The 26499-nt window shown below is 75.8% G+C and carries 25 protein-coding genes; 19 read left to right on the plus strand and 6 right to left on the minus strand.

All coding sequences use genetic code 11. The features are described from left to right. Positions 1 to 114: 114 nt before the first annotated feature. From ACIQ87_RS18145 to uppS, 3 genes are all read left to right on the plus strand, one after another. Entirely contained in the window at positions 115 to 858 is a 744-nt protein-coding gene (locus tag ACIQ87_RS18145) for a response regulator transcription factor (protein ID WP_402407395.1), read from the plus strand. Then, complete coding sequence (locus ACIQ87_RS18150; protein WP_402407397.1) at positions 855 to 2378, plus strand: sensor histidine kinase; 1524 nt, start codon at positions 855 to 857, stop codon at positions 2376 to 2378. Before ACIQ87_RS18145 ends, ACIQ87_RS18150 begins: the two co-directional genes overlap by 4 nt. Positions 2379 to 2447: 69 nt before the next feature. Further along, entirely contained in the window at positions 2448 to 4271 is a 1824-nt protein-coding gene (uppS, locus tag ACIQ87_RS18155; protein WP_402407399.1) for a polyprenyl diphosphate synthase, read from the plus strand. On the opposite strand, the gene ACIQ87_RS18160 is transcribed toward uppS, so the two are convergent. Continuing rightward, complete coding sequence (locus tag ACIQ87_RS18160) at positions 4216 to 4896, minus strand: hypothetical protein (protein WP_402407402.1); 681 nt, start codon at positions 4894 to 4896, stop codon at positions 4216 to 4218. The genes uppS and ACIQ87_RS18160 overlap by 56 nt on opposite strands. Before the next feature lie 312 nt (positions 4897 to 5208). On the opposite strand from ACIQ87_RS18160, the gene ACIQ87_RS18165 reads away from it, so the two are divergent. The 5 genes from ACIQ87_RS18165 to ACIQ87_RS18185 all read left to right on the plus strand — a co-directional run bounded on the left by ACIQ87_RS18165 (position 5209) and on the right by ACIQ87_RS18185 (position 9171). Continuing rightward, complete coding sequence (locus tag ACIQ87_RS18165; RefSeq protein ID WP_402407404.1) at positions 5209 to 6210, plus strand: ArsR/SmtB family transcription factor; 1002 nt, start codon at positions 5209 to 5211, stop codon at positions 6208 to 6210. 188 nt (positions 6211 to 6398) lie between these two features. Further along, complete coding sequence (locus ACIQ87_RS18170) at positions 6399 to 7178, plus strand: DUF2071 domain-containing protein (RefSeq protein ID WP_402407407.1); 780 nt, start codon at positions 6399 to 6401, stop codon at positions 7176 to 7178. After that, a complete protein-coding gene (locus ACIQ87_RS18175) occupies positions 7175 to 8074 on the plus strand; it encodes a class I SAM-dependent methyltransferase (protein ID WP_402407410.1) in 900 nt (299 codons plus the stop codon). Before ACIQ87_RS18170 ends, ACIQ87_RS18175 begins: the two co-directional genes overlap by 4 nt. Continuing rightward, on the plus strand, positions 8062 to 8487 hold the full coding sequence (locus ACIQ87_RS18180; protein ID WP_402407413.1) for a hypothetical protein: 426 nt from the start codon (positions 8062 to 8064) through the stop codon (positions 8485 to 8487). Before ACIQ87_RS18175 ends, ACIQ87_RS18180 begins: the two co-directional genes overlap by 13 nt. 51 nt (positions 8488 to 8538) lie before the next feature. Beyond that, positions 8539 to 9171 carry an ABC transporter permease gene (locus ACIQ87_RS18185; RefSeq protein ID WP_402407416.1) on the plus strand — a complete coding sequence of 211 codons (633 nt, stop codon included), beginning with the start codon at positions 8539 to 8541 and terminating at the stop codon, positions 9169 to 9171. A gap of 51 nt (positions 9172 to 9222) precedes the next feature. Here the strand turns inward: ACIQ87_RS18185 and ACIQ87_RS18190 are convergent, their stop codons facing one another. Further along, a complete protein-coding gene (locus ACIQ87_RS18190) occupies positions 9223 to 9987 on the minus strand; it encodes an alpha/beta hydrolase (RefSeq protein WP_402407419.1) in 765 nt (254 codons plus the stop codon). A gap of 200 nt (positions 9988 to 10187) precedes the next feature. Between ACIQ87_RS18190 and ACIQ87_RS18195 the strand changes: the two genes are divergently transcribed. Next, positions 10188 to 10994, plus strand: a complete 807-nt coding sequence (locus ACIQ87_RS18195) for a hypothetical protein (protein WP_402407422.1) — start codon at positions 10188 to 10190, stop codon at positions 10992 to 10994. Between the two features lie 37 nt (positions 10995 to 11031). Here ACIQ87_RS18195 and ACIQ87_RS18200 read toward each other — a convergent pair whose 3' ends face one another. Next, complete coding sequence (locus tag ACIQ87_RS18200; RefSeq protein ID WP_402407425.1) at positions 11032 to 11385, minus strand: DUF6401 family natural product biosynthesis protein; 354 nt, start codon at positions 11383 to 11385, stop codon at positions 11032 to 11034. Between the two features lie 189 nt (positions 11386 to 11574). Between ACIQ87_RS18200 and ACIQ87_RS18205 the strand changes: the two genes are divergently transcribed. The 5 genes from ACIQ87_RS18205 (at position 11575) to ACIQ87_RS18225 (ending at position 16138) form a co-directional block, all read left to right on the plus strand. Next, positions 11575 to 12501 (plus strand): LLM class F420-dependent oxidoreductase, encoded by a 927-nt coding sequence (locus tag ACIQ87_RS18205; RefSeq protein WP_402407428.1) that lies wholly within the window; start codon positions 11575 to 11577, stop codon positions 12499 to 12501. Positions 12502 to 12647: 146 nt separating this feature from the next. After that, the gene (locus ACIQ87_RS18210) at positions 12648 to 13358 is read left to right on the plus strand and encodes an AAA family ATPase (protein WP_402407430.1); all 711 of its coding nucleotides are present in this window, start codon (positions 12648 to 12650) and stop codon (positions 13356 to 13358) included. Between the two features lie 93 nt (positions 13359 to 13451). Beyond that, complete coding sequence (locus tag ACIQ87_RS18215) at positions 13452 to 14516, plus strand: zinc metalloprotease (protein WP_402407432.1); 1065 nt, start codon at positions 13452 to 13454, stop codon at positions 14514 to 14516. Positions 14517 to 14775: 259 nt separating this feature from the next. Then, positions 14776 to 15237, plus strand: a complete 462-nt coding sequence (locus ACIQ87_RS18220; RefSeq protein WP_402407435.1) for a universal stress protein — start codon at positions 14776 to 14778, stop codon at positions 15235 to 15237. Between the two features lie 52 nt (positions 15238 to 15289). Next, positions 15290 to 16138, plus strand: coding sequence for a DNA-formamidopyrimidine glycosylase family protein (locus tag ACIQ87_RS18225; protein WP_402407438.1), 849 nt, complete (start codon positions 15290 to 15292; stop codon positions 16136 to 16138). Here ACIQ87_RS18225 and ACIQ87_RS18230 read toward each other — a convergent pair. The 3 genes from ACIQ87_RS18230 to ACIQ87_RS18240 all read right to left on the minus strand — a co-directional run bounded on the left by ACIQ87_RS18230 (position 16086) and on the right by ACIQ87_RS18240 (position 18542). Continuing rightward, positions 16086 to 16721, minus strand: coding sequence for a uridine kinase (locus ACIQ87_RS18230; RefSeq protein WP_402407441.1), 636 nt, complete (start codon positions 16719 to 16721; stop codon positions 16086 to 16088). The genes ACIQ87_RS18225 and ACIQ87_RS18230 overlap by 53 nt on opposite strands. A gap of 65 nt (positions 16722 to 16786) precedes the next feature. Next, positions 16787 to 18100: a PQQ-binding-like beta-propeller repeat protein gene (locus ACIQ87_RS18235; RefSeq protein ID WP_402407444.1), complete on the minus strand. Its 1314-nt coding sequence runs from the start codon at positions 18098 to 18100 to the stop codon at positions 16787 to 16789. 109 nt (positions 18101 to 18209) lie between these two features. Further along, positions 18210 to 18542 (minus strand): DUF4326 domain-containing protein, encoded by a 333-nt coding sequence (locus tag ACIQ87_RS18240; RefSeq protein WP_402407447.1) that lies wholly within the window; start codon positions 18540 to 18542, stop codon positions 18210 to 18212. A 187-nt stretch (positions 18543 to 18729) separates the two neighbouring features. Between ACIQ87_RS18240 and ACIQ87_RS18245 the strand changes: the two genes are divergently transcribed. The 5 genes from ACIQ87_RS18245 (at position 18730) to ACIQ87_RS18265 (ending at position 26469) form a co-directional block, all read left to right on the plus strand. Continuing rightward, complete coding sequence (locus ACIQ87_RS18245) at positions 18730 to 21177, plus strand: SpoIIE family protein phosphatase (protein ID WP_402407450.1); 2448 nt, start codon at positions 18730 to 18732, stop codon at positions 21175 to 21177. A gap of 110 nt (positions 21178 to 21287) precedes the next feature. Next, positions 21288 to 22949, plus strand: coding sequence for a sensor histidine kinase (locus ACIQ87_RS18250; protein ID WP_402407453.1), 1662 nt, complete (start codon positions 21288 to 21290; stop codon positions 22947 to 22949). A gap of 150 nt (positions 22950 to 23099) precedes the next feature. Then, positions 23100 to 23768, plus strand: coding sequence for a response regulator (locus ACIQ87_RS18255; RefSeq protein ID WP_402407841.1), 669 nt, complete (start codon positions 23100 to 23102; stop codon positions 23766 to 23768). A 556-nt stretch (positions 23769 to 24324) separates the two neighbouring features. Beyond that, positions 24325 to 25074 (plus strand): transglycosylase family protein, encoded by a 750-nt coding sequence (locus tag ACIQ87_RS18260; protein WP_402407455.1) that lies wholly within the window; start codon positions 24325 to 24327, stop codon positions 25072 to 25074. 627 nt (positions 25075 to 25701) lie between these two features. Beyond that, positions 25702 to 26469: an SDR family NAD(P)-dependent oxidoreductase gene (locus tag ACIQ87_RS18265; RefSeq protein WP_402407844.1), complete on the plus strand. Its 768-nt coding sequence runs from the start codon at positions 25702 to 25704 to the stop codon at positions 26467 to 26469. The last annotated feature ends 30 nt before the right edge of the window (positions 26470 to 26499 follow it).

A 26499-nucleotide genomic window follows, 5' to 3' on the forward strand; every position in this document is an offset into this window, starting at 1 on the left:
CGCCCGCGGCGCCCGCCCGTGAGATCATCGCCCCAGGTCAGAGCAGGCGTGAAGGTCACCGGACCGACGCGGGAGGTCTCACCGGTTTCTCATCGGGACCGGCCAGGATGAACCATGTGCAGCACTGACCCGAGGAGCCCTGTGGACGAGACCGCCGACAGCCCGGACTGGCGGGTCCTGGTCGTCGACGACGAACCGGACCTGGTGGAGGTGGTCTGCGGCGCCGTCCGCTACGAGGGCTGGCAGGCGCGCGGCGTGACCACCGGCCTGGCCGCCGTCGAGGCCGCCGCGGCCTGGCGGCCGCACGCCGTGGTGCTCGACGTGATGCTGCCCGACCTCGACGGCCTGGAGGTGCTGCGCCGCATCCACGCCGAGCAGCCCGAGGTGCGGGTGCTCTTCCTCACCGCCCGGGACGCCGTCGAGGAGCGGATCGCCGGCATCGCGGCCGGCGGCGACGACTACGTGACCAAGCCGTTCAGCCTGGCCGAGGTGGTGGTCCGGCTGCGCGGCCTGCTGCGCCGGGCCGCCCCGCCCGCCGCGACCGGGCAGCCGCCGCCGCACGCGCTGGTGCTCGGCGACCTCGTGCTGGACGAGCGGGCCCGCGAGGTCACCCGGGGCGGGGAGACGATCGAGCTCAGCCCGACCGAGTACGCGCTGCTCGCCCACCTGATGCGCCACCCCCGGCAGGTGCTCAGCAAGGCGCAGATCCTGGACGCCGTATGGTCGTACGACTTCGGCGGGCAGGCGCACATCGTCGAGCTGTACATCAGCTACCTGCGCAAGAAGGTCGACGCGGGCCGCAGTCCGATGATCCACACGGTGCGCGGCGCGGGGTACCTGATCAAGGCGGCGACATGACGACCGTACGGGCCCGCGCCGCCCGGCTGGTGCCCCGCACCCTGCGCGCCCGGCTGATCGCCGGCCTGCTGGTGCTGCTCGTCGTCACCTGCGCCGCCGTCGGCCTCGCCACCACCGCCGCGCTGCGCCACTTCCTGGTCGACCGCCTGGACCAGCAGCTCGTCGAGTCGGGCGGCCGCTACGCCGCGAGCCTGGAGCACACCGGCCACGGCGCCGGCCCCGACACCCGGGCCCAGACCCCCGGCACCCTCGGCGTGCGGCTGCTGGACGGGCGGGTCACCGCCGCGGGCGTGGTCGACGGTGACGCCGACGACGTGGACGACCCCGGCGACGAGGACGACCGGGTCACCTTCACCCCCGACCGGCAGCAGGCGCTGGCCGCCCTGCCCGTCAACGGCCCGGCCCGCACCCTCGACCTCGGCGGAGCCCTGGGCCACTACCGGGTCCGCGCGGCCGCCGGACGGGACGGCGACGTCCTGGTCAGCGGCCTGCCCATGCGCCCGGCCGAGGAGACCGTCGAGCGGCTGGCCACCCTGGAACTCACCGTCTTCGCGATCTCCGTCGCCGCCGCCGGCGCGGCCGGGGCCGCCTTTGTCGGATTCTCGCTGCGCCCGCTGCGGCGGGTGGTCGGCATGGCCGAGCGGGTCAGCGCGCTGCCGCTCGCCCGCGGTGAGGTGCTGATCGCCGAACGCGTGCCCGACGACGACCCGCGCACCGAGGTCGGCCGGGTCGGCGCCGCGCTCAACCGGATGCTCGGGCACGTCGGCGACGCGCTGGCCCGCCGCCACGCGGTCGAGGAGCGGCTGCGCGGCTTCGCCGCCGACGCCAGCCACGAACTGCGCACCCCGGTCGCGGCGGTCCGCGGCCACGCCGAGCTGGCACTGCGCCACCCCGGGCCGGTGCCGGCGGAGGTACGGCACTCGCTGGAGCGGATCGATGCCGAGGCGCTGCGGATGGGGGCGATCGTCGAGGACCTGCTGCTGCTCGCCCGGCTGGACGCCGGCCGCCCGCTGGCCGAGGAGGAGGTGGACCTGACCCGGATCGCCCTCGACGCGGTGGCCGACGCCCGCGCCGCCGGGCCGGACCACCGCTGGCGGCTCGCCCTGCCCGAGGACCCGGTGCTGGTGCGCGGGGACGAGCACCGGCTGAGCCAGGTGGTGGCCAACCTGCTGGCCAACGCCCGGACCCACACCCCGCCCGGCAGCGAGGTCCGGTTGCGCATCGAACGGTCGGGCGGGCAGGTCGAGTTGAGCGTCACGGACGACGGTCCGGGGATCGCGCCGGAGCTGGCCGAGCGGGTCTTCGAACGCTTCGTCCGGGGCGACCGGGCCCGCTCCCGCGCCACCGGCTCGACCGGGCTCGGGCTGGCGATCGTCCGGGCCGTGGTCCGGGCACACGGCGGCACGGTGGAGGTGGCGAGCCGGCCCGGGTGCACGGCGTTCACCGTACGGCTGCCGCCGTGGTCGCCGGGCGCCCTGTACGACGGCGGTGACGCCACCGATCCGCCCCCGCCTCGTTGACCAGACGGCACACGGTGTCGGCGTCGGCGTCGGTGTCGGCGGCGTCGGCGGCGGAGACGGGGAGCGGGGATGACGGGGAGCGGGTCGGCGGCGGTGGACCGGTCGCCGGAGCTGGCGGAGTCGTACCGGGTCTGCGAGCGGGAGGTGGCCGGTCACCTGGCCGCGCTGCGGGCGATCAGCGACGCGCTGCCGCCCGAGGTGCGGCCGTACTTCCATGCCCTCAACGCCTTCGCCTCCCGCTCCGGCCGGATCGCCGACGACGCCCGGTCGCGTCCTGACCACGGCGACGCCCGCGACGCCCGTGACGCCCGCGGCGACCGGGCAGCCGCCGACCCCGCCGAGCGCCGGCGCCGGTTCGCCCGCTGGCGGGCCGACACCCTGGCCGAGCTGGCGGCCGGGCACAGTGCGCACCCGCTGCGCCGGGCCTTCGTGGACACCGTGCGGCGCTGGGAGCTGGACCGGGCGCTGGTCGAGGAGTTCCTGGACGCCACCGGGGCCGACGGCGCCCGCCCGCCCTGCTTCGAGACCCGCCAGGACCAGCGCCGCCACCTGCGCGGCGTCGCGGGGACGATCACCGAGCTGTGGGCCCCGCTGCTGGGGGCGCGGGGCCTGCGGGCGACAGGCGCGATGTCCGCGCTGGGGGAGGCCCGCCGGCTGGCGGACATCCTGGAGGTCCTTCCGCTCGACCTCGCGGCCGGCCGCTGCCACCTGCCGCGGGAGGACCTGCGCCGGCTCGGCCTGACCACCGCCGACCTGGGCCGGAGCGACTGCCGGAGCGACTGCCGCGGTGACCGCCTCAGCGACCGCCGGGACGACCTGAGGGCCGCCCTGGACGAGCTGGTCGAGAGCCAACAGGCCCGGCTGCAGCGCCTGTTGGAGCAGGCCCTGCCCGCCACCTGGCTCGTGGCCCCCGCCTGCCGCCCGTTCCTGCACACCGTGCTGCTCGGCGCCCAGCTCCAGTACGACGAAGTGACCCTGGTGCGCTCACGCGTCCTGACCGAGGGCCTCACCCCGCTGAGCCCCGACGGCAGCGCGCCGCGCCGCCGCACCCGGTCCGTGCCCGCCGAGGGCGCGCCCGCCCACGTCGCCGTGATCATGGACGGCAACCGCCGGTGGGCCGAGGCCCGGCGGCTGCCCGCCCGGTACGGCCACCAGGCCGGGCAGCGGGCCGCACTGCGCCTGGTCAACGCGGCGCTGCGGCTGGGCGTCCGCCACCTGAGCCTGTACGCGTTCTCCACCGAGAACTGGGACCGCCCGCCGGAGGAGCTGACCGCGCTGTTCGACTCGCTGGCCGACGGCCTCGCCCGCAGCGCGGAGGGCCTGCACGCGCTCGGCGTGCGGATCCGCTGGTGCGGCCGGCGGGACCGGGTGGACGAGTCGCTGGCCTCCTCGATCGCGCTGGTGGAGAGCCTGACGTCCAACAACGGCACGCTGACCCTGACGGTCTGCGTGGACTACGGCGGACGCGAGGAACTGGCCGCCGCGGCACGGGGCCTGGCCGCCGAGGCGGTGGCCGGCGGGATCCGTCCGGAGGAGATCGGCCCGGCCGACCTCGCCCGGCACCTGTACCTCCCGGACCTCCCGGACGTCGACCTGCTGATCCGCACCTCCGGGGAGCAGCGGATCAGCAACTTCCTGCCCTGGCACCTCGCCTACGCCGAGCTGCTGTTCGACCCCACGCCGTGGCCCGACTACGACCTCGCCCGGCTGCGCGAGGCCGTCCGCGCCTACGCGGCCCGCGAGCGCCGCTTCGGCGGCGGCGTGCCCGCCCAGTCCCGGAAACCCCGGGAGCCCCGGAGACCACAGGAGTCCGCGGACCCCCGCGGCGACCGGCCCGCTACGGCTGCTGCTCCTTCACGGCCGGGGGAGGGGTGTACACCCCCTGCGCCGTGACGTACGCCAGCACGGTGTCGACGGTGACCGGGTGCGCGCCGAAGTTCGCGGTGTACGCGTCCACCGCCTCCTGGGTGGGGCGCAGCGGGACCCCGCTGAGCCGAACCTGCATCGGATGCCCGGCCGGCACCGGCTGGGCCGTCAGCTTGCCCTCCGCCAGGCCGCAGCGGAAGGCCGAGCGGTGCCCCATCTCCGCGCCGCTGACCTCGCACCGGCCGGAGCCCAGACCGTCCTGGATCGCACCGGCCAGGTTGACCACCCGGTAGTCGCCCTTGGAGGTGCGGACGGAGACCCCGCCGTCCAGCGCCCCGTCGCCCCGCGCCTTGGGCGGGTTCGCGAGGGACGGGTCGCCCTGGGCCGAGCGGATCGGCAGGTGGACGGCGGGCCCCCGTTCGTCCAGCACCATGCGCGCCGGGGCGACGACGTCCACCATCGCGTGGAAGCGGTCCAGTTGGGCCTGTGCCTCCGCCGTCCAGCGGACCTCCACCCAGCCGTCGGTGAGCGTGCCCAGTTTCCCGGCGCGGTCGGTGCCGCCGTCAACGGCACCGGCCGCCGTCCCGGTAAGCCAGCCCAGTAGCGGGCCGGCCAGTGCCGCGCCCAGCATCGAGCGCCGCGTCGTGCTCATCGTCCCGATCCGTCCTTCCCGGGCCGCCCAGTACGGACCCTGGGACGGATCATCCGTCCACCGACCGTCCCGGAGCGCGGCGCGGAGGATGAAACCACCCGTGTGGGGGGAGCGGGGAGCGGCCCCGGGTGGCTCGCCCGGGGGCGGGAGCCCCCCGGGACCGCCGCCCGCCGGGTGTCCGCTCCGGCAACCGGGCGCCCCGTCGGCCGGCCGGCCGCCCGATCCTGTCCGCCGGGCAGGCCGCCCGGCAAGGGATTCGGTCCTCGCCGAACAGTCTTGCGGCGGTGCCCGTTCCGGGTGACGATCACGACCGTGCTGCGAATCCTCTTCGGCGCGGACGACCTGGACCGGCTCCGGGTGGCGGAGCGCCCCGACATGTCGATGGAACTCTCCCTGAGCGTGCACGCCCTGGTCAGCGGGCAGCGCGATCCGCGCTTCCAGGCCTGGCGCGACGAGCTGCGGGCCTCCTGGAACCCGCGCACCGCACTGCTCTTCGACCTCTACACCCCCACGGCGATCCCGGAGTTCCTCGCCGTGCGGCGGGACCCGGGCGCCACCGAGAGCGCCACCGCGGCGGTGCCCGAGGCGCCGCTGCGCGACCACCTGCGCTCGGTCGGCGGGGAGCGGCGGTTGAGCGCCTTCGCCCGTGGCGTCGCGGCCGGCGACCGCCGGGCCCGCAGGCTGCTGGGCAACGTCACCGCCGACTACCAGACCCGCGCGATCGACCCGTACCGGCGGCAGATCGAGACCATCGTCACCACCGAGCACGGGCGCCGGCGCCGGATCGCCGAGCCGGACCGGGTACTCGGCTCGCTGCACCCGGCGGTGTCCTGGCGCCGCCCGGTGCTGAGCTTCCCGCTGGCCGGCGGCTGCCGGCACGACGTGCGCCTGGACGGCCGCGGACTGCTGCTCCAGCCCTGTGTGTTCGGCCCCCGCCGGCCCGTCATCGCCCGCTTCGAGGACCCGGCGCAGCAGCCGGTGCTCCTCTACCCCGCCCGGATCGGTGGTCCCCTGCGCGCCGAGCCCGAGCCGACACCCAGTCGCACCCTGACCGCGCTGCTCGGCCGGACCAGGGCCGCCGCCCTGGAGGCCATCGCCACCCACGGGCCCTGCTCCACCAAGGAGCTGGCGGGCCACCTGGACATCTCCACCGCCTCCGCGAGCGAGCACGCCACCGTCCTGGCCGACTCGGGGCTGACCACCAAGGACCGCACCGGCCGCTCCGTCACCCATCGGCCCACCGCCCTCGGCCGCGCCCTGCTGGCCGGCCGGATCCCCGCCCCCGCCCCCGACCCGGAGGACGGCCCGGCCTGACCCCACCCCGCCACACCCCACCCCGCCACACCCCACCCCGCCACACCTCACCCCCGACTTGAACGCGTTCAAAGTCGTGCGCCATGATGAGGAAGCGCGAGAACACCCCCGCCGCGGCCTGCGGCGAAGGACGGTCCCGTGCTGCCCCGTCACGCTCCGAACCCCCGTACCAGACCACGGAGTCGACCGTGCGACACCTGCTGCAACGCCACCCCTTCGCGATGCGCACCCACTTCGCGCACTCGCTCGTCCTCACCTACGCCCTGCCGCCCCACCTGCTCGCCCCGCTGGTGCCGCCCGGCCTCGCCCTCGACACCTACACCGACCCCGACGGCACCGAGCACGGCTTCGTCGCCGCCGCCGTCGTGGACACCCGGGCGCTGCGCCCCGCCGCGCTGCCCGCCCGCCTCGGCCGGGACTTCATCCTGACCGGCTACCGGGTCTTCACCCGCTTCCCGACCCCCGGCGGCCGCACCATGCGCGGCCTGCGCATCCTGCGCTCCGACACCGACAGCCGGATGATGACGCTCGGCGGCAACGCCTTCTCCCGCTACCACTACCGGCACGCCCGGATCGGCACCCGGGTGGCCGACGGCACCCTGGAGTTCAAGGTGCTCAGCGGCGACGGCCGCGCCGACCTGCACGTGCGCGCCGACCTCGGCAGCGCCCCCGCCGCCCTCCCGCCGGGCAGCCCCTTCGCGGACGCCCGCGCCGCGCGCCGCTTCGCCGGGCCGCTGCCCTACACCTTCGAGTACGAGCCGCAGACCCGCTCGATGATCGTGGTCAAGGCCACCCGCGCCCACTGGGACCCGGCCCCGGTGGCGGTCGAGGTGCCCCGGCTCACCTTCTTCGACCACGGCCCGCTGGCCGGCAGCCGGCCGGTGCTCGCCAACGCCTTCCACGTCGCCGGCCTCGACTACGGCTGGCACGCCGGAGAGCGCCGCACCCTCACCGGAGCCGCCCGATGACCGCCCCCGCCCCGACCGGCTCCCGCCCGGACGACCGACACCCCGATGACCGACGCCCCAGCAGCCGACGCCCGTACGGCCTCGGCCGGTTCGCCGCCTGCCAGGCCGCCCTCTGCCCGGCCACCGCCGGGCTCGCCGGCCCGCGCCCGTCCGGCGTGCGCGAAGTCGTCCGCTACAACTGGCCGATGTACGCGGCCGGAGCGCTCACCGCCGCCGCCGCCGGCGGCGCGCTGGCCCGCCGACTGCCCGGCCCCGCCGCCGCCCTCGCCCGGACGGCCGCGGCCACCGCCGCCGGGTACCTCGCCGTCAGCACCCTCGCCACCTGGTGCGTCTACGACCGCTCCGAACTCCACCGCTACGACTGGCTGCCCGCCCTGCTGCCCGACGGCCCCGGCGACCACCTGGTGGTCAGCACCGGCCTGGACGAGGCCAGCCGGCCGATCGCCGAGCGCCACCCCACCGCCCCCAGGCGGGTCGCCGACCTGTACGACCCGGCGCTGACGTCGAGCGGCTCGATCCGCCGCGCCCGCCGTCACGCCCCGCCCGCCCCCGGCGGCATCCCGGCCCGCCCGGACGCCCTGCCCGCCGGAACCGGCGAACTGGACACCGTGTTCGCCGTCTTCGCCGCCCACGAACTGCGCCGGCCCGCCGACCGCACCGCCCTGTTCACCGAGGCCGCCCGCGCCCTGCGCCCCGGCGGCACCCTGCTGCTGGTCGAGCACCTGCGGGACGCGGCCAACACCGCCGTCTACGGCCCCGGCGCCTGGCACTTCCTGCCCCGCGCCACCTGGCTGCGCCACGCCGCCGAGGCGGGCCTTCACCCGGCCGCCGAACGCCGGATCGCCGGCCTGGTCACCGCCTTCGCCTTCCGGAAGCCCGAGCCGTGCCCGAACTGACTACCCTGGAAGCCCAGTTGCGCCTGGTCGGCGCCGCCCTCGTGACCGTCGGCCTGGTCCACGCGGCACTGCCCCGCGCCATCGACTGGCCCGCCGACCTGTCCGGCACCACCCTGCTGACCCGCCAGGTCTCCTACGCCCACGTCTTCTTCATCGGCCTCGCCTGCGCCCTGCTCGGCCTGCTCCCGCTCTGCCTGGCCCCCGACCTGCTCGCCGGCGGCCGGCTCGGCGCCGCCCTGCTGGCCGGCCAGACCCTCTTCTGGGGCACCCGCTGGCTCTTCGAATTCGCCTACTTCTCCCCCCGGTTGTGGCGCGGCGACCGCCTGCGCACCGCCGCCCACCTCGCCCTGTCCGTCCTCTGGACCTGGGTCACCGCCGTCTTCGCCGCCGCCCTCTGGCACGCCCTCCAGTAGACCCGCCCCCTCACGCTCCGAAGCAGCGCAGCACCGCCGGCACCCGCCGACGTGGCCGGGGCCGTCGGCGACCGGGCGACCGTGGTCACCGGTGACGGCCGCGCCGCGCTCCAGCCCCGACACGTCGAGCACCGGCGCTTCCTCGGCACCCGGCTGATCGCCGCACTGGCCACCCCCGGCCTGTTCACCACCGGCTTCGTGGTCGCCTCGGTGCTCGTGCGCGTCACCGGCCGGCGGCGTGAACCCGGCCTGCTGCGCGCCGTCGGCGCCACCCCGGGCCGGCTGCGGCGGATCGTCCTCGGCGAGGCCGCGCCGGTCGGCCTGCTGGGCTCGGCGGCCGGGTGCCTCGCCGGCCCCGCGGCCGCCCCGCTGCTGTGGGACGACCTGCTGCGGGACGACCTGCTGTGCCTCGACGTCGCCCCGCCGGGGCTCGCTCTCCGGGTGACGGCCTGGCCGCTGCTCGCCGCCGCCGGGACCGGCATCGGCGTCAGCGTGCTCGGCGCCTGGGTCGCGAGCCGCCCGGCCACCCGCGTCGCGCCGCTGGAGGTGCTGCACGAGAACCGCACGGGGAGCGGGGGCCGGGCCGGGGCCGGCTGGTCACCGGGCCGCCGGTGCCCGGCCTCGGCACCGGCTGCGCGGTGCTCACCGCCACCGCGGCCACGAGCACGACCGGTGCGGTGGTGACGTGGCGGGCGCTGCGCCGGGCCTGAGGGTGCGGGGCGGGCGGGCGCCCCGTCAGGGGCTCGCCGGGTGGGCCGGGGCGCGGCGGGGCTGGGGCGGGAGGGGGAGGGTGAGGGCCTCGCGGGAGGCGGGCGGGAGGGCGAGGGCGGAGGAGGTCTCGGCGGGGAGCGGGTGGAGGCCGAGGAGGGCGGTGGTGAGGCGGGTGGTGGCGCGGTGCCAGTCGGGAATGCGCTGGAGCATGGCGTGGCCGCTGCCGGTGACGGTGTAGCCGCAGACCCGGGCGCCCGCGGCGCGGCTGCGGGCGGCGAAGGCGTGGGTGTCGGCGGGCGCGGTGACGGTGTCGCGGTCGCCGTGCAGCATCAGCACGTCCCGGCCGGCGAGCTGGTCGCACGGGTCCTCGGCCAGGCACCAGGGGGCGAGGGCGATCAGGCCGGTGACGGACGGGTGCCCGCCGGCCTGGAGCGCGGCGCGCCCGCCCATCGAGTGGCCGACCAGCACCGTCGGCACCGGCCCGAGCACCGCGGTCAGTTCGTCGAGCGCGGCGGTGGCGTCCCGCGCGGCGTCGGCCCGTTGGCCGTTCCAGCCGCGGTGGCGGTAGCGGACGGTCCCGATGGCGACGCCGGCGTCCGCGGTCGCCCGGGTGAGCCCGCGCAGGAAGCCGCGCATCCGCACCAGCGGGAGGTTGAGGCGCCCGGGCGGGGCGAAGTTGTGCTCCTCGCCGCCGTGCAGCACCAGGACGGCCGCCCGGGCCGTCTCCGGTCGGACCCGCCAGTGCAGCGCCCGGTGGCCCGCCGCGCGCTCCGTCGTCGTACCGCTCACTGCCGCACCGTCCCGTCCGTCCCGCCCCGTGGCCCGTCCCCCCGGACCGCCACTGTACGCGGGCGGACGGCTGGACGGTTCACCCGAGGGAACCAGCCCGGACACCGGGCGCGAGCGGCCGGAGCGGGCGCCTGCTATCCACGAAGGTGGGGGGTCGGCAGCGCCCGCTCGTGGCGCCGCGTCACCGAGTGGAGGACTCCGTGGCTCAGCAGCTCGCTCTGTCCGTCGACTTCGGGTCGGGCTTCACCGAGGCCTGGTCCAAGATCGCCAAGTTCATCCCGCAGTTCATCGCCTTCCTGGCGATCCTCGCCATCGGCTGGATCGTGGCCAAGGCGATCGCCAAGCTCCTCGACCGGGTGATGCGCAGGCTCGGCTCGGAACGGGTCGCCGAGCGGTCGGGGATGGCCGCCCACCTGTCCGGCTCCAAGTACGACATGACCGGCATCGTCTGCAAGGTCGTCTACTACATCGTCCTGCTGATGGCCCTGCAGCTGGCGTTCGGGGTCTTCGGTCCGAACCCGATCAGCGTGATGATCCACAGCATCGTCGCCTGGCTGCCCAGGGCCATCGTCGCCGTCGTGATCCTGGTGGTCGCGATGGCCATCGCCAACGGCGTGCGCGACATCGTGGGCAGCTCGCTGTCCGGTGCCTCGTACGGCAAGGTGGTCGCCACCGCGGTCTGGGCGTTCATCGTCGGCCTCGGCGTGATCGCCGCGCTGGGCCAGGTCGGGATCGCCACGGCGATCACCACCCCGGTGCTGATCGCCGTGCTCGCCACCATCACCGGCATCCTGGTGGTCGGCTTCGGCGGCGGCCTGATCCTGCCGATGCGCCAGCGCTGGGAGCGGTGGCTGGACGGCGCCGAGCGGGAGACCGCCCGGCTGCGCGGCAGCGCCTACCAGGCCGGCCGCTCCGACGCGTTGTCCAACCAGCCGATCCGGCCGACCACCCAGACCGGCCCGGGCACCCCGCCCGCGCCCGGCATCGAGGGCGACCAGGACCGGTAGTCCGCCGGAGCGGCGGCCGGGCGGGGCCTGCCGGGAGTCAGACCTCCAGCAGGCCCTGCTCGCGCACCAGCCAGCAGATCGCGGTGAGCCGGAGCACGGCGTAGTCGTGGCCGACCGGCTCCCGCCAGCCGATCTCGGCGAGCGCGTCCACGAAGCCCAGCGCGTAGTCCGACAACTCCTCACGGTCCAGGGGCCGGGGCGCGAGCTCCGGTCCCTGCGCGTACAGCAGCTCCCGCAGCATCGCCACGTGCTGGTCGACCGCCGCGACGAAGCCGGGCTCGAAGGCGAACTCGGCGAGCCGGGGCGTGAAGGCGGTCACGATGCCGGGCAGCGGACAGCCGGCCGGCTCGTCGGGGGAGCGCCGGAAGGAATCGTCGGAGGTGGCGAACATCCGTCCACGGTAGGCGAGCCCCGGAGCGGGAACGGACGGCCGTGACGGTTCCGTGCTGAGACCTTGGCCACCCCGGGAGCATCCCGCCCCGGCTCCCCGCCCGCGCCCGTCCGGCCGGGCCGGATACGTTCCGTGGTCCGCCGGATCCGCTCTGCCGATCACCGGGGGCTCCGTACCAGAATGGCCGGCATGGATCTCCGCGTCTTCACCGAACCCCAGCAGGGTGCGAGCTACGACACCCTCCTCAAGGTCGCCCGCACCGCCGAGGAGCTCGGTGCCTTCAGCGCCTTCTTCCGCTCCGACCACTACCTGAAGATGGGCGACGTCGACGGCCTGCCCGGGCCCACCGACGCCTGGATCACCCTGGCCGGGCTCGCCCGCGACACCAGCACCATCCGCCTGGGCACCCTGATGACCGCCGCCACCTTCCGGCTGCCGGGCGTCACCGCGATCCAGGTCGCCCAGGTGGACGCGATGAGCGGCGGCCGGGTCGAGTTCGGCCTCGGCGCCGGCTGGTACGAGGCCGAGCACACCGCGTACGGCATCCCCTTCCCGAAGGAGAAGTTCGGGCGCCTGGAGGAGCAGCTGGCGATCATCACCGGGCTGTGGCGCACCAAGCTCGGCGACACCTTCGACTTCGCCGGCGAGTACTACACGCTGACCGACTCGCCGGCGCTGCCCAAGCCCGCCCAGGAGCACGTCCCGGTGCTGGTCGGCGGCCACGGGCCCAGGCGGACGCCGGCCCTGGCCGCCCGCTTCGCCGACGAGTTCAACCTGCCGTTCGCCTCGGTGGAGGACACCGCCGCCCAGTTCGGCCGGGTCCGCGCCGCGGCCGAGGAGGCCGGGCGCCCGGCCGACGACCTCGTCTACTCCGCCGCCCTGGTGGCCTGCGTCGGCCGCGACGACGCCGAGGTCGCCCGCCGGGCCGCGGCGATCGGCCGCGAGGCCGACGAGCTCAGGGAGAACGGCCTGGCCGGCACCCCGGACGAGGTGGTCGAGAAGCTCGGCCGGTACGCGGCGATCGGCTGCGAGCGGGTCTACCTCCAGATCCTCGACCTCGACGACCTCGACCACCTGGAGCTGATCGCCGCCCGGATCGCCCCGCAGCTGGGCTGACACCCACCGCCCGGCCCGGAAACCGCCGACCCGGGACACCCCGGCCCGGACACCCCGGCCCGGCCCGGACACCGCCGGCCCGGACCGTTCCGGGCCGGCCGTACCGGCGCCGACCTCCGCCCTTTACTCGTTCTTGGGTATGCGCCATGCTCCTTGGACGGGGAACGGCGGGGGGAGACCGGGTGAGCGGGACGAGAACGGTGCGGACGGAGGCGGTGCCGAGGGTGCCGCCGCGCAGCGCCGACGAGCGGGTGGTCCTGCCTCCGTCGCACGGCCCGCACGAGCCGCCCGTCCGGCACGAACTGCGCGGGCCGGGGCCAGTCGCCCTGCGCTACCCCGCCGGGGACCTGCTGGTCGTCACCGGCCTGCCCGGCAGCGGCAAGAGCACCCTGATGCGCCGCTGCGTGCGCGCCCCGCTGATCGACTCCCAGCTGGTCCGCGAGGAGTACGCGGCCCGGCTGCCCGCCCGTCTGCCGTACGCGCTCTACCGCCCGCTGGCCCGGCTCGCCCACTACCGGCGGCTGCGCCGGGCCGTGCTGGACGGCGGGCCGCTCGCGGTGCACGACTGCGGCACCCAGCCGTGGGTGCGGGCCTGGCTGGTCCGCGCCGCCGCCCGGCAGGGCCGCCGGGTGCACCTGCTGCTGCTCGACGCCGACCCGGCCGAGGCGCTGGACGGGCAGCGGCGACGCGCACGCGGCGTCTCGCGCTACGCCTTCGCCCGGAACCGGGCCGCCATCGCCCGGCTGCGCCACCTGATCCTGGGGGCCGGACGACTGCCGGACGGCTGTGCGTCGGCCGTGGTACTCGACCGGGCCGCCGCGCGCGCCCTGCGGGAGATCGACTTCACCGCGTCGTAGTCTCGGCGAGTCCGCGCCGGGCACCGGCGGGCCGGCCGGAGCAGGCCCCGGGAGCGGGCGAGACTCCGTCAACTCCCCCCGTCAGGAGCGCTGATGCGCCGTACCTCCCGGGTGCGCCCGCGTGCCCCCCGCCTGTTCCCCTGCGCCGCCGCCCTGGTCGCGGCGGCCGGCCTGAGCCAGTTCGCCGCACCGGCCGCGCACCGCGCCCCGGCCGGGGAGGCCGCCGCTCCGGCCGTCGAGTGCGCGGACGCCGGCGCCGGTGCGACCGGTGCCGGCGTGACCGGCGACGGTGCGATCGGCGACGGTGTGACCGACGCCGGTGAGACCGGCGACGGTGCGACCGGTGGGGCCGACCGTCGGCCGGCCGGCAGCCGGGCGGTCCGGGACCCGAACGAGGTGAGCCCCGGGAAGGCCCGGGCGATGCAGGCCGACCTCGACCGGCGGCTCGCCGGACTGGGCACCGGCCGGCTCCGGGTCGGCGCCCCGACGACCGTTCCGGTCTACTTCCACGTGATCCACGACGGCGACGCCGGACGGTTGGACCAGGCCGCCGTCACCGGCCAGATCGACCACCTCAACGAGAGCTACGGCGGCCAGGGCGAGGGCAACACCGCGAGCCCGTTCCACTTCCAGCTGGTCGCCACCGACTGGACCGACAACGCCTCCTGGTACACCGGCATGACCCCGGGCTCGCCGGCCGAGCAGGCGATGAAGACCGCCCTGCGCAAGGGTGACCAGGGCACCCTCAACCTCTACAGCGCCCGGCTCGGTGACTCCCTGCTCGGCTGGTCGACCTTCCCGAACGCGTACCGGACGAACCCGACCGACGACGGCGTGGTGGTCCTCGACGCCTCCCTGCCCGGCGGCGCCGCCACCCACTACGACGAGGGCGACACGGCGACCCACGAGATCGGCCACTGGTTCGGCCTCTTCCACACCTTCCAGAGCGGCTGCCGGGCCCCCGGCGACTACGTGGACGACACCCCGCCCGAGCGCATCGCCGCCTCCGGCTGCCCCGAGGGCCGCGACACCTGCTCCGGCCCGGGGCTGGACCCGATCCACAACTTCATGGACTACAGCTACGACTCCTGCATGACCATGTTCACCCCGGGGCAGGTCCGCCGGATGGCCAACTCCTGGGCCGCCTACCGCCGTTGAGGTCGCGGCGGAAGGCGGTGAGGCGGGCGGGGTCCGGCGCCGGAGGCGCGGAAACCGTACGCCCGGCACTCCGGGGCGGCGGAGGCCCTCGACCGGACGGCCGGGCGATCTCCCGGCACCCTCCCAGGCGCCGGCGGGCGCCCGCACTGGAATTGAATGCGGCGGGCCGCTTGCGGCGTGGCAGATACCGACCGTTTGTCCGATTTGATCTATGTTCGGAGGGTCGGGACCGATCAGGAGCAACCGAAGGAGCAAGGGCATGAGTGCCAATCCCCGGATCGTCGTCGGCGTGGACGGCTCGCCCGCCTCGGAGCAGGCGCTGAGCTGGGCGATCGACTACGCGCGGGCCGTCGGCGGGACGATCCACGCCATCGCCGCCTGGGAGTACCCGGCCTTCTACGGCTGGGCCGGACAGGGCGTGCCGACCGTCGAGACCTTCAACCCCGAGGAGATCGCCGGCAAGACCCTCAGCGACACCATCACCAAGGTGGCCGGTGACGACGCGGGCGTGCGGATCACCGAGAGCGTGATGCCCGGCAACGCCGCCCGGGCGCTGTTGGAAGCGGCCAAGGGTGCCGCGCTGCTCGTCGTCGGCAGCCGCGGCCTGGGCGGCTTCTCCGGCGTGCTGCTCGGCTCGGTCAGCCGCCACCTCACCGAGCACGCGCCCTGCCCGGTGGTCGTCGTGCGCGAGGCCCACGGAGACGCGGAGCGGTCGGAGTAGGGCGGGCGGGGGCGGTGACCCGCCGGGCCGCCACGCGGACCAGAATGGAGACATGCCAGAAGGTGACTCCGTCTACCGCGTGGCGGCCCGCTTGCACGAGGTCCTCGCCGGGCAGCCGCTGACCAGCGCCGACCTGCGGGTGCCCGCGCACGCCACCGCCGACCTCACCGGCCGCCGGGTGCTGGAGGTCGCCCCGCGCGGCAAGCACCTGCTCGCCCGCTTCGAGGGCGGCCTCACCCTGCACACCCACCTGAGGATGGACGGCCGCTGGGTGCTCTACCGCCCCGGCGAGCGGTGGAGCGGCGGCCCCGACCGGGAGATCCGCGCGGTCCTCGGCACCGACCGGGGCACCGCCGTCGGCTACCGGCTGCCCGTCGTCGAACTGCTGCGCACCACCGAGGAGCGGCGGATCGTCGGCCACCTCGGCCCCGACCTGCTCGGCCCCGACTGGGACCCGGTCGAGGCCGTCCGCCGGCTCCTCGCCCGCCCCGGCCGCCCGGTCGTCGAGGCCCTGCTCGACCAGCGCAACCTCGCCGGGATCGGCAACGTCTACGCGAACGAGCTGTGCTTCGTCGCGGGCGTGACGCCGTGGACCGAGGTCGGTGAACTCCCGCACCCCGACCGGCTGGTGGAGCGCGCCCGGCAGATGCTGGAGGCCAACAAGCTGCGCCCCGGCCACATCACCACCGGTGACACCAGGCCCGGCTACCAGCACTGGGTCTACGGCCGGGCCGGCCGGCCCTGCCCGCGCTGCGTCACCCCGGTGGCCGCCGGGCGCCAGGGCTCGCCGCCGCGCGACCGGGCGGTGTTCTGGTGCCCGTACTGCCAGCGCGGCCCGGCCCCGGAGATCACGACGGCTCGACCAGTGCGGGGTGGCGGGGGTCGTCCACCCGGACGGTGAGGTCGGCCGCCGTGGCGGGCCCGGTCTCCGCCTCGTAGCGGGCGAAGGCGGGCAGCGTCCACTGCTGGTCGGCCGGGGTGCGGCGGGCCAGCGCGGCCGGGCTGAGCGAGAGGTGGACGGTCAGCTCCAGTGGCAGCCAGCGGCCGAGCAGCAGGGCGCCGTCCAGCAACAGCACGCCGCCGGGCGGGAGTTCGGTGTACGGGGCGCGGGTCGAGCGGTCGGTGACCGGGTCGCGCAGCGAGGGCAGCACGCGGCCGCTGCCGCCCGGCTCCAGCGGGTCGAGCACCTCGCGCGCCAGGGCGCCGTCGTCCAGCCAGAGGTCGTGGAAGGCGTCCGCGTCGTGGTGGCCGTACTCCAGCCGGATCGAGGCCGGGCGCAGGAAGCCGGCGGCCGAGACCCGCAGCGTCGGATGGCCGCGCAGCCGCAGTGGCTCCACCAGGGCGTCCGCGAGCGCCTCGGGGCGGGCGGCCGCCGCACCGTCCACGGCCACCCGCAGGCGCCGGCCGCGGGCGTCGGGCAGGGCGGCGATGCGGTCGGCGAGCAGCTCGGCCAGGTTGTCGGGGGAGATCGGGCGTACCTGCATCGGGCCATCCTGCCGTGTCGTGAGGTCCTGCCGTGTCGTGCCGTCTCCTCGGGGGCGCTCGGTGCTCAGCGCAGCGGGAGGGCGTGCAGGATGTCGTCGTGGCCGGCGTAGAGGAGGTCCTTGTCGGCGGCGACGGTCCAGACGTCCTTGCCCGGGCCCGAGTCGTGGAAGGTCCACTCCAGCTCGCCGGCCGTGGTGTCGACCGCGCTGACCCCGCCGGTCGCGGTGCCCGGGACGAACAGCGTGTTCTCGGCGACCAGCGGACGGTTGCGGCGGTCCAGCGGGAACGGCAGCCGGCAGGACCAGGTCTGTCCGCCGGACCACGTGTCGTGGGCGGTGACGGTGCCCTGGTCGCGCGGGATGATCAGCTGCGGGCCGTGCTCCACCGGCGGCAGGGCCCGCCAGGACTCACCCCGGGCGGGGGAGTGGGTCCAGCCCGTCTCGCCGGTGGGGAGCAGCATGCGCACGCCGCCGCTGCCGTCGGGGACGTAGATCCGCTCGGCGCCGGTGACGCACCAGCGCAGGTCCTCCTCGCCGGGGACGGTCCACAGCTCGCGGCCGGTGGCGGCGTCCCGGGCCGCCAGCTCGGTGCGGCCGCCGAGGAAGCGGACGCAGACCAGGAGGGGGTGCTTGAAGTCGGTCGTGGGGGTGACGGGCTGTTCCGACTGCTCGGTGCGGACGGACCAGAGCACGGAGCGGTCGGCGACCCGCAGCGCGAAGAGGTGGCTCTGCGGCGGGGTGCCGTCGGCCCGCGGGCGGCCCCACGAGTAGCCGAAGAGGATGCCGCGGTCGTAGCCGGCGAGCCGGGTCTGGCCCTGGAGCTCGTCGGGCAGCGGCAGGCTCCAGTCGGCGGCGGGGTCGGTGAAGTGCCGGGCCTCGGCGTGGCCCTGGTAGGTGGTGAAGAGGTGCTCGGGCCCGAACACCACCTTGCCGAGCATGTCGCTGTCGCTGGGCCAGTTGCGGGCGGTCGGCGGATCGAAGACCAGCAGCCGGCCGGCGGTGCCCCGGTCGGGGTCGAGGACCTGCAGGCCGTTCCTGGAGAGGTAGACGGGCCGGCGCGGCGGGTCGGTGAGCCGCTCGGGGGTCATCGCGTCCGGGCCGCGGTAGGTCCAGAGCGGCGTCGGCCCGGACAGCGCGGTCGGCTGCGGCCTGCTCGGCCCCGGCGACGGGAGCACCCGGCCGCCACCCGAACGGCCGAGCGCCCAGGCGGCCCCGCCCGCCGCGAGCACCCCGGCCCCGAACAGCAGCCCGCGCCGGCTGGGCCGCAGACGCTCCCCACCGCCCGCGACCACGTCCGCGGAGGCCTCGCCGCCCGCCGTTTCCCCGTCCCACTGCCACGACGTTCCGTGTGCGGACTTCTCGGACGACGGCGACTGCATGCGGCTCCCACTTCCCCACCCGGCGGCCTCGCGCCGCCACCCGCCCGGAGAATATCGAACAGGAAACGGTCGACGGGCCGCCGACCGAACCGGGGCCTGTCCTCCGGTGTCAGTGCCTCTTCCGCGGGTGGTCCGCCAGGTCGGCGAGGACGTCGGCGTGGCAGGGGAGCGGGGCGCACCAGCAGCCGAGGCGGTGGCCGCGCAGGGGCGGGACGAGGGCGAGCAGCTCGGGGCTGGCGAGTAGGAAGTCGCGGTACTTGACGACCATCTCCTCGCGGGTGAGGTCGGGCCCGGGGCGGTACGGGCAGTGCAGCGGGGACTCGGCCAGGTGCCAGCCGCCGCGGTGCATGGCACGGCCGACGTAGACGACGTCCTCGTACCCGGGGTCGTCGCGGTGGCCCTTGAGGTTGACCACGGTGGTGCGGCGGGATTCGCTCGGCATGCCGTCCATGCTGGGGCAGGCCGGGCCCCGGGGCAGCTCGGGGCCGGTGGGCGCTCGCCTTGACACCGTTCCGGGCCGGGCGTAGCAAAAGAGCATGTGCCATCCGCACGCGACCGGTGGGGCCCCTGGTGCGTGGACCGGTCAGGACCGGCCGCCGGAGGCCGGGGCCGGCGCGGAGCCGGCCCGGTTGGCCGCGGGGTCCGCCCGGGCCCTGGCCCGGCACGCGGAGCAGCGGCGGGACGAGCTGTTCGCCGAGGCGGTGCGCCGGGTGCTCGGCACCACCGGGGCGTACGGGGCGCTGGTGTACCTGCGCTCGCGGGACCGCCGGTCGCTGGTGCTGCGCACGATCGCGGGCGTGCCGCTGACGGTGATGAGCCCGTTCCGGCGGGTGGCCGCCGCGGGGCCGCTGCCGGTCGCGGTCTGCTTCCGGACCGGGCACGTGATCACCCTGACCGACACCGAGGACACCATGCGGCGCTTCCCGCAGCTCGCGGTCGGCCTGCCGTACGACTTCGCCTCCGCGTGCGTGCCGGTGGGGTGCGGCGAGGAGCGGTTCGGGGTGCTGAGCGGGCTGTGGCCCGCCTCGGACGACGGGCTGCCGGAGCCGGCCGCGCGGCAGCTCGCCGAGGTGGCGGACCGACTCGGCCGGGAGCTGGCCGAGTCGGCGGAACCCGGGCAGTCCGTGGAGCCGGGCGGCGAGGTGGCCGTGGTGGAGCCGCCGTCCTCGACGGTGCCGACCACCCGGGTCGGGCTGTTCGACTGGGACGTGGCCACCGGGGTGGTCGCCGCCGACGACCGCTTCCGGGAGATCTTCGGCTTCGGGCCGGGCGAGTTCGACGGCACGGTGGCCGCGCTGAACCACCGGATCGCGCCCGGCGACCTGCCGGAGTTCCGGGCCGCCGCCCGCGCCGCGCTGGAGCACGGCGAGGTGCTGGCCGCCCGCGTCCGGGTGCTCGGGCGGGACGGCCTGCCGTACCCGGTGGAACTGTGGGCCCGGGTGCCCGTGGCGATCTCCGACGACCGGACCCATCTGGTCGGCGCGGTGCTGGACGTGCGGTCCCTGACCGCCGCCGCGGCCGCCGTCGAGCGGCTGCACGAGGGCGTGTTCTCGCTCGACCCGGACGGCCGGATCGGCTACGCCAACCGCGCCGTCGAGCCGCTGCTCCGGGCCCGCCGTGAGGACCTGCTCGGCCACCACCCCTGGGACGTGCTGCCCTGGCTCGCCGACCCCTTCTACGAGAACCGCTACCGCGCCGCCCTGTTCTCCCAGCAGCCCACCGCCTTCCTGGCCGCCCGCCCGCCGGACGGCTGGCTCGCCTTCTCGCTCTACCCGGACGCGCACGGCGTCACCGGCCGGGTGGTCGCGGCCGAGGCGCCGCCGGGCGCCGCCGAGCCGCTCGCCACCCCGCCGCCCGCCACCCGCACCGGGGTGGGCGGCAGTGTCAGCGGCACCCACCACCTGCTGCAGCTGGCCAGCGCGCTCACCGAGGCGGTCACCGTCCGGGACGTGTGCCGGGCGGTGGCCGAGGAGATCCTGCCGGCCTGCGGCGGCCAGGAGCTCGCCATCTACGCGGTGCGCGAGCAGCGCCTGCACCTGCTCCTGCAGACCGGCTACCCGGCCGGCTTCCTGGACGCCTTCGAGGGCCTGTCGATCGACGCCCGGGTGCCCGGCTCGGAGACGCTCAGCACCGGCACCCCGATCTTCTTCGAGTCGGTGCGCGAACTCGCCGCCACCTACCCCGGCCTCGCCCTGGACGAGATGGGCGCCTGGGCCTTCCTGCCGCTCATCGCCTCCGGCCGTCCGGTCGGCAGCTGCATCATCGGCTTCGAGCACCCGCGCCCCTTCACCGTCGAGGAGCGCGGACTGCTCACCGCGCTCGGCGGCTTCATCGCCCAGGCCCTGGAACGCGCCCGGCTGTACGACGCCGAGTTCGCCCTGGCCCGCGGCCTGCAGCAGGCGCTGCTGCCGCACCGGCTGCCCGAGGTGCCCGGCATCCGGATCACCGCCCGCTACCTGCCCGGCACCCAGGGCATGGAGATCGGCGGCGACTGGTACGACGCGATCGTCACCGGCCCGGACGTCACCCTGGTGATCGGCGACGTCGAGGGCCACAGCGTCGGCGCGGCCGCCACCATGGGGCAGCTGCGCAGCGCCGTGCGCGCCTTCGCCACCGGCGGCGACCCGCCCGACGAGGTGCTCGCCCGCACCAACCGGCTGCTGCTCGACCTCGACCCCGGGCTGCTCGCCAGCTGCTGCCTCGTCCGGCTCACCCCGGCCGCCGGCCTTGCCCGGATCGCCAGGGCCGGGCACCTCCCGCCGGTGCTGCGCCACCCCGGCGGGCGGGCCGAGGCGCTGTACGTCCCGGGCGGGCCGCTGCTCGGGGTGGTCGAGCGGGCCGACTACCCGGTCAGCGACCTGCGGCTGGGCAGCGGCGCCGTGCTCGCCCTCTACACCGACGGGCTGGTGGAGGACCCGGCGGTGGCGATCGACCAGGGCGTGGACCGACTGCGGGCCGCGCTGGCCCGGGCCGCGGCCGGGGAGGGACTGGAGCAGGCGGCCGAGCGGCTGCTGCGCGAGGTCGGCTCGACCCACCGGGTGGACGACGTGGCGCTGCTGCTCACGGCCTTCGGCTGATGCCGCCCACAGCCGGGCGACCGCAGGCCGTGACCAGGCGACTTTCGTCGTCGCGGGGCGGAGACGAAGGAGGACGGCGGGCGCCGCGGCCGGACCGATAGCCTCGACGGGTGGAAGCGATCGCGCGGGCCTGGAACACGGCGGTACGGACGGCTCTGCCGGGGCCCTGGCGACCCCGGCGGGTGGTGGGCGAGGCGGTGCTCGCCCTGCTGATGGGCGGTTTCGCCGCGCTGTTGGAGCTGCTCTCCAACAGCGGCCTGGCGCTGCCCCTCGGTCTCGCCGTCGCGGTGCTGTTCGTCCTGCGCAAGGGCCTGCCGGCCACCGTGCTGCTCACCACCGCGGCGCTGGCCGGCTGGGCGGTCGGGCCGATGCCGATGCTGGTGTGCGCGGGCTGGACGGCCGGCGCGCGGATCCGCCGGGTCTGGTCGCTGGTCGGCGCCTTCGTCGTGGGCTGGGTGCTGTTCACGGTGACGGGCGTGGTGAAGGACGTCGCCTCGCTCTCGCCGAAGGTCGTCCTGTCGCTGTCGCTCGGCTTCTTCCTGGTGTCCGCCGTGCTGCCGGCGCTCTACGGCCGCTACCGGGCGCAGCGCCGTGCCCTGCTGGACGCGCTGCGCGAGCGCAACGAGCAGCTGCTGCGCGAGCGGGTCATGGTGGTGCACCAGGCGCGGCTGCGCGAGCGGCACCGGATCGCCCAGGACATGCACGACAGCCTGGGCCACCAGCTGGCGCTGATCTCGGTGCACTCGGGCGCGCTGGAGGTGGACCGCACGCTCACCGACCGGCAGCGCGAGGCGGTCGGGGTGCTGCGCCAGGCGGCGGTCGCGGCGATGCGCGAGCTGCGCGAGGTGGTCGGGGTGCTGCACGACGAGTCGACGGCGCTGCCGCCCACCGTCGGGACGGCCGCCGCCGGGGCGCCGGCCCGTGGCGGGGTGGACGGGGTCGAGGGGCTGGTGGAGTCCTCCCGGTCGGCCGGGGCGCGGATCGACTTCACCCTGGAGGGCGAGCGGCGTCCGCTGTCGGCCGCCGTCGACCACGCGGCGTACCGGATCGTGCAGGAGGCGCTCACCAACGCCCACAAGCACGCGCCCGGCGCGCCGATCGGCGTCGCGCTGCGGTACGAGCCGGACGCGCTGGTGGTGGAGGTGACCAACGCCCGCGCGCCGGAGCTCGTGGGGGCACGCGTCGGCGCGGGCGCGGCGGTGAGCGGCGGCCAGGGGCTGGCCGGCCTGCGGGAGCGCGCCCGGCTGGTCGGCGGGATGGTGCACGCCGGGCCCACGCCGGAGCAGGGCTTCCGGCTGGCGGGTGTGCTGCCGTACGAGGGGGCGGAGCAGGACGCGGCGGCGGACGGGGCCGAGGACTGGCTGGTGGACGGGCTGCCGCCGGTCGAGGAGCCGGAGCGCGGGCGGCGCAGCCCGGCGATCGGCTGCGCCCTCGGGGTGGTCGTGGTCGTGGTGATCCTGCTCGGCCTGCTGGTCTGGGGCGTGGTCGCCTTCGTCCAGGGCACCAACGACGCGACCCTGCAGAAACCGATGTACGACCAGATCAGGGTCGGCACCACCGAGGCCGAGGTGCTGCAGACGCTGCCGCGCGGCAACGACTTCTTCACCGACACCTATAAGGGGACGGGGCCCGAGGTGCCGGCGGGCGCGCACTGCCGCTGGTATGTCCTGAACGGTGCGCCCGGCGCCGGCTGGAACGAGGAGCACGTGGCGCGATTCTGCTTCCGGGACGGGGCGTTGGTGGAGAAACAGGAGTACGTCGCCCGGGGCTGAGTGCCCCCGTGCGCGGGCGGGTGCTCCGGTGGGGCGGGCCGGGCCGGTTTCGGAGCGGGCCGGTCCGGATCGGGGTGGTTCGGAGCGGTCTCTCCGGGATGTGAGGATGGTGCCGCAGCCGAAAAGCACCGTTCGAGGGGAATGACCAGCGTGATCCGAGTCCTCGTCGCCGACGACGAGCCGCTGATCCGGGCCGGAATCAGGATGATCCTCGGCTCCGCGGACGACATCGAGGTGGTCGCGGAGGCCGCGGACGGGCGCGAGGCGCTGGAGCTCGCGCGGGCGCACCGGGTGGACGTGGTGCTGCTGGACATTCAGATGCCGGTGATGGACGGGCTGACGGCGCTCGGGGAACTGGCGAAGGTCGCCCCCGGCGCGCGGGCGCTGATCCTCACCACCTTCGGGGAGCGCGAGAACGTCCTGCGCGCCGTGTCCGAGGGCGGTGCCGGCTTCCTGCTCAAGGACACCGCGCCGAACGAGCTGATCCAGGCCGTCCGGGCGGCGGCGGGCGGGAACGCCTTCCTCTCCCCGGCCGCGACCCGGCACATCGTCGACTCGCTGGCCTCGGGGCGCAGCGCCTCGCTGGCCGCCCGCGCGGTGGCGGCGCGGCGCCGGCTGGAGGTGCTCACCCCGCGTGAGCTGCAGGTGTTGGCGCTGCTCGGAGAGGGTCTGTCCAACGCCGACGCGGGGGCGCGGATCCACATGAGCGAGGCGACGGTGAAGACCTACGTCAGCCGGATCCTGGCCAAGCTGGGCTGCGAGAACCGGGTCCAGGCGGCGCTGCTGGCACGGGATGCGGAGCTCGACGGCCGTAACTGACGGTCATTTTCCGCTCGCTCTCCGTGTCGAGCGTGACGGATGCCACTCGTCGGCCGAATGGAACCGGGAACTCCGGCTCCGATGGTGACGGTGCGTCAGTCGGCGATTCCTCCGCGTGGATGGTGTGTCAGCTTTCTCGGAGGGATAGGTGTGAGCGAGGGCACGAAAATTGACCATTTGATCTTGAAAATACGGTCAAAAGCTTTCAAATCGGGCGCAACTTCTTGATCGATACCGCCGGTAACAGTCAACTGACCTGCGAGGTCCAAGAATTGCTTGCTGCGTCCGGGTGATGCCCCCTAGCTTCATTGGCGGCGCAACGAGCGCCACCCGGGTTCACCCCGACGCACTGCCCGCCGACTGACCCGCGGCGCGAGGGCGGTGCCCGCCGACGAGGCCGGCTCGAACAGGCCGTCGGCGTGCGGAGGTGACCGGGGCGGCACGGCACGTCCGACACGTGTCCGGCCGCCCGTCGAGTGAGGTGAGCAAAAGACCGCCGGCCCATGTCCCGGGCCTGGTTCCGCATGCCCGCCCGGGACTTGTCGAGAGGACCTGTATGAATCCCCGTCACGAGACCGCCGCTGCCACCGACACCACCGCCACCGCCAAGCGTCACCGCGTTCGGATGGCGGTCATCGCGGGCGCCGCCGTCGCGGCCCTGCCGGTGGCCGGCCTCGTCACGGCCACCTCGGCCTCCGCCGCTACCGCCTCGACCTGGGACGCCGTCGCCCAGTGCGAGAGCGGCGGGAACTGGAGCATCAGCACCGGCAACGGCTTCCACGGGGGGCTGCAGTTCGCCCCGTCCACCTGGGCCGCGTACGGCGGGACCGCGTACGCCTCCCAGGCCAACAAGGCGAGCAAGGACCAGCAGATCGCCGTCGCGGAGAAGGTCCTGGCCTCGCAGGGCCCGGGCGCCTGGCCCGTCTGCTCGCAGAAGGCGGGTCTGGGCAAGGGCGGCGCTCCGGCCGCCGTCGACACCTCGGGCGGTCAGGCGGCCAAGGCGGCCAAGCCGACCACGAAGGCGGCGAAGCCCGCGGCCAAGCCCGCCGCGCCCGCCGCGCCCGCCGCCAAGTCCGCCGCCACCCAGCAGGCGCCCAAGGGGCAGCCCTCGGCCAAGCCGGCGCAGTCCGCGCCGGCCTCGCCGAAGAACACCGCCGCGGGCGGCTACACCGTCCGGAGCGGTGACACCCTCAGCGAGATCGCGGCGAAGTTCGGCACCGACACGGACAGCCTGTACCGGAAGAACGCGCGCACCATCGGTGGCGACCCGGACCTGATCTTCCCGGGCCAGACGCTGACGGTCTGACCGGACCGACCGTCCGGCGGGAGGCCGCCCGACGCGGCCTCGTGGAACCGGCTGAGCGGCCGCCCCTGGACGGGGGCGGCCGCTCAGCCGGTTCCGGTGCGTCAACGGCCTGTCAATGGCCGTCAACGGCCCGTAACGGCCCGTTGGCGGGCCGTTCGGGGGCGGGGGTGCCCGCGCGGGGCGGACGCCGGCCGTGCGGCCCGTCGCCAGGGTCGGCTGACGGTCCGGCTGATCAGCGACAGTGAGCCCGGCTTTGACCCGGCTTCGACCCGGCCTCGGTGCGCCGCCCGGCCGGCTCCGGCGCGGCGCGCGCGGTGGTGACGGCCCTGCGCGCGGCGGGATTCGAGTACCGCGCGCGACGGCACCTGTTGCTCCCGGACGGCGCGCGGGAGGCCGGGCCGCCGTTCGGCTGCGCCGGAGCCGACCCGGCGGCCGGGCCCGACCGCACCGGACGGCCGGCGGTCGGCTCGTACGACCACGGACGGGCGTGTGCGCCGGGGTGCGGGGCGCCCCGAGAAATGGTTGAACGTTGAACGCAACGTCTGATTTCCGCCGGAGGTTTGAAACGCCCCGGACCAGGATCGAGTCATGTCCGAGATCGGAACGAGGAGTTCTGGAGAGATGACGATGAACGGTGCGGCGGGAATCGACGGGGTCGACGGGGTCGACGGCAAGGTGGCGCTGGTGACCGGCGGCAGCCGGGGGATCGGGGCGGCGGTCGCCCTGCGGCTGGCCGAGGAGGGCGCCCACGTGGTGCTGACCTACCAGGGCGGTGCGGAGCGGGCCGAGGAGGTCGTCGCGAAGATCACCGCGATGGGGCGGACCGGATGGGCCGTACGGGCCGACAGCTCCGACCCGCAGGCGGTGGAGAGCGTGGTCGAGGCCGTCGTCGAGCGGTTCGGGAAGCTGGACGTCCTGGTGAACAACGCCGGCGTCGGCGCCGTCGGCCCGATCGGCGACTACACGCTGGAGGACGTCGACCGGGTGCTGGAGGTGAACGTCCGGGCCCCCTTCCTGTACGCCAGGGCGGCCTCCGCGCACCTGGCCGAGGGCGGGCGGATCGTCACCATCGGCAGCTGCATCGCCCAGCGTGTCGCCTTCCCCGGCGCCACGCTGTACGCGACCAGCAAGGCCGCGCTGATCGGCCTGACCAAGGCGCTGGCCCGGGAGCTCGGGCCGCGCGGGATCACCGCCAACCTGGTCCACCCCGGGCCGATCGACACCGACATGAACCCGGTCGACGGCCCGGCGGCGGAGCTCCAGAGCGGACTCACCGCGCTCGGCCGCTTCGGCACCGGGACGGAGGTCGCCGGCGCCGTCGCCTACCTGGTCGGCGCGGACGGCCGGTACGTCACCGGCGCCGAACTGGCGGTGGACGGCGGCTTCGCCGCCTGACACCCCGGCGGCGGGTGCGGTGACGGTGGG

The organism is Kitasatospora sp. NPDC096204, from assembly GCF_044763205.1.
In the GTDB taxonomy this organism is placed as follows: domain Bacteria; phylum Actinomycetota; class Actinomycetes; order Streptomycetales; family Streptomycetaceae; genus Kitasatospora.

Coding starts and splice junctions, on each gene's coding strand:
- ACIQ87_RS18160 (WP_402407402.1), bottom strand. CDS start 4,896: ATGAGCACGACGCGGCGCTCGATGCTGGGCGCGGCACTGGCCGGCCCG.
- ACIQ87_RS18220 (WP_402407435.1), top strand. CDS start 14,776: ATGAGTGCCAATCCCCGGATCGTCGTCGGCGTGGACGGCTCGCCCGCC.
- ACIQ87_RS18225 (WP_402407438.1), top strand. CDS start 15,290: ATGCCAGAAGGTGACTCCGTCTACCGCGTGGCGGCCCGCTTGCACGAG.
- ACIQ87_RS18265 (WP_402407844.1), top strand. CDS start 25,702: ATGAACGGTGCGGCGGGAATCGACGGGGTCGACGGGGTCGACGGCAAG.
- ACIQ87_RS18200 (WP_402407425.1), bottom strand. CDS start 11,385: ATGTTCGCCACCTCCGACGATTCCTTCCGGCGCTCCCCCGACGAGCCG.
- ACIQ87_RS18145 (WP_402407395.1), top strand. CDS start 115: ATGTGCAGCACTGACCCGAGGAGCCCTGTGGACGAGACCGCCGACAGC.
- ACIQ87_RS18230 (WP_402407441.1), bottom strand. CDS start 16,721: ATGCAGGTACGCCCGATCTCCCCCGACAACCTGGCCGAGCTGCTCGCC.
- ACIQ87_RS18210 (WP_402407430.1), top strand. CDS start 12,648: ATGCTCCTTGGACGGGGAACGGCGGGGGGAGACCGGGTGAGCGGGACG.
- ACIQ87_RS18215 (WP_402407432.1), top strand. CDS start 13,452: ATGCGCCGTACCTCCCGGGTGCGCCCGCGTGCCCCCCGCCTGTTCCCC.
- ACIQ87_RS18150 (WP_402407397.1), top strand. CDS start 855: ATGACGACCGTACGGGCCCGCGCCGCCCGGCTGGTGCCCCGCACCCTG.
- ACIQ87_RS18235 (WP_402407444.1), bottom strand. CDS start 18,100: ATGCAGTCGCCGTCGTCCGAGAAGTCCGCACACGGAACGTCGTGGCAG.
- uppS (WP_402407399.1), top strand. CDS start 2,448: ATGACGGGGAGCGGGTCGGCGGCGGTGGACCGGTCGCCGGAGCTGGCG.
- ACIQ87_RS18260 (WP_402407455.1), top strand. CDS start 24,325: ATGAATCCCCGTCACGAGACCGCCGCTGCCACCGACACCACCGCCACC.
- ACIQ87_RS18240 (WP_402407447.1), bottom strand. CDS start 18,542: ATGCCGAGCGAATCCCGCCGCACCACCGTGGTCAACCTCAAGGGCCAC.
- ACIQ87_RS18175 (WP_402407410.1), top strand. CDS start 7,175: ATGACCGCCCCCGCCCCGACCGGCTCCCGCCCGGACGACCGACACCCC.
- ACIQ87_RS18205 (WP_402407428.1), top strand. CDS start 11,575: ATGGATCTCCGCGTCTTCACCGAACCCCAGCAGGGTGCGAGCTACGAC.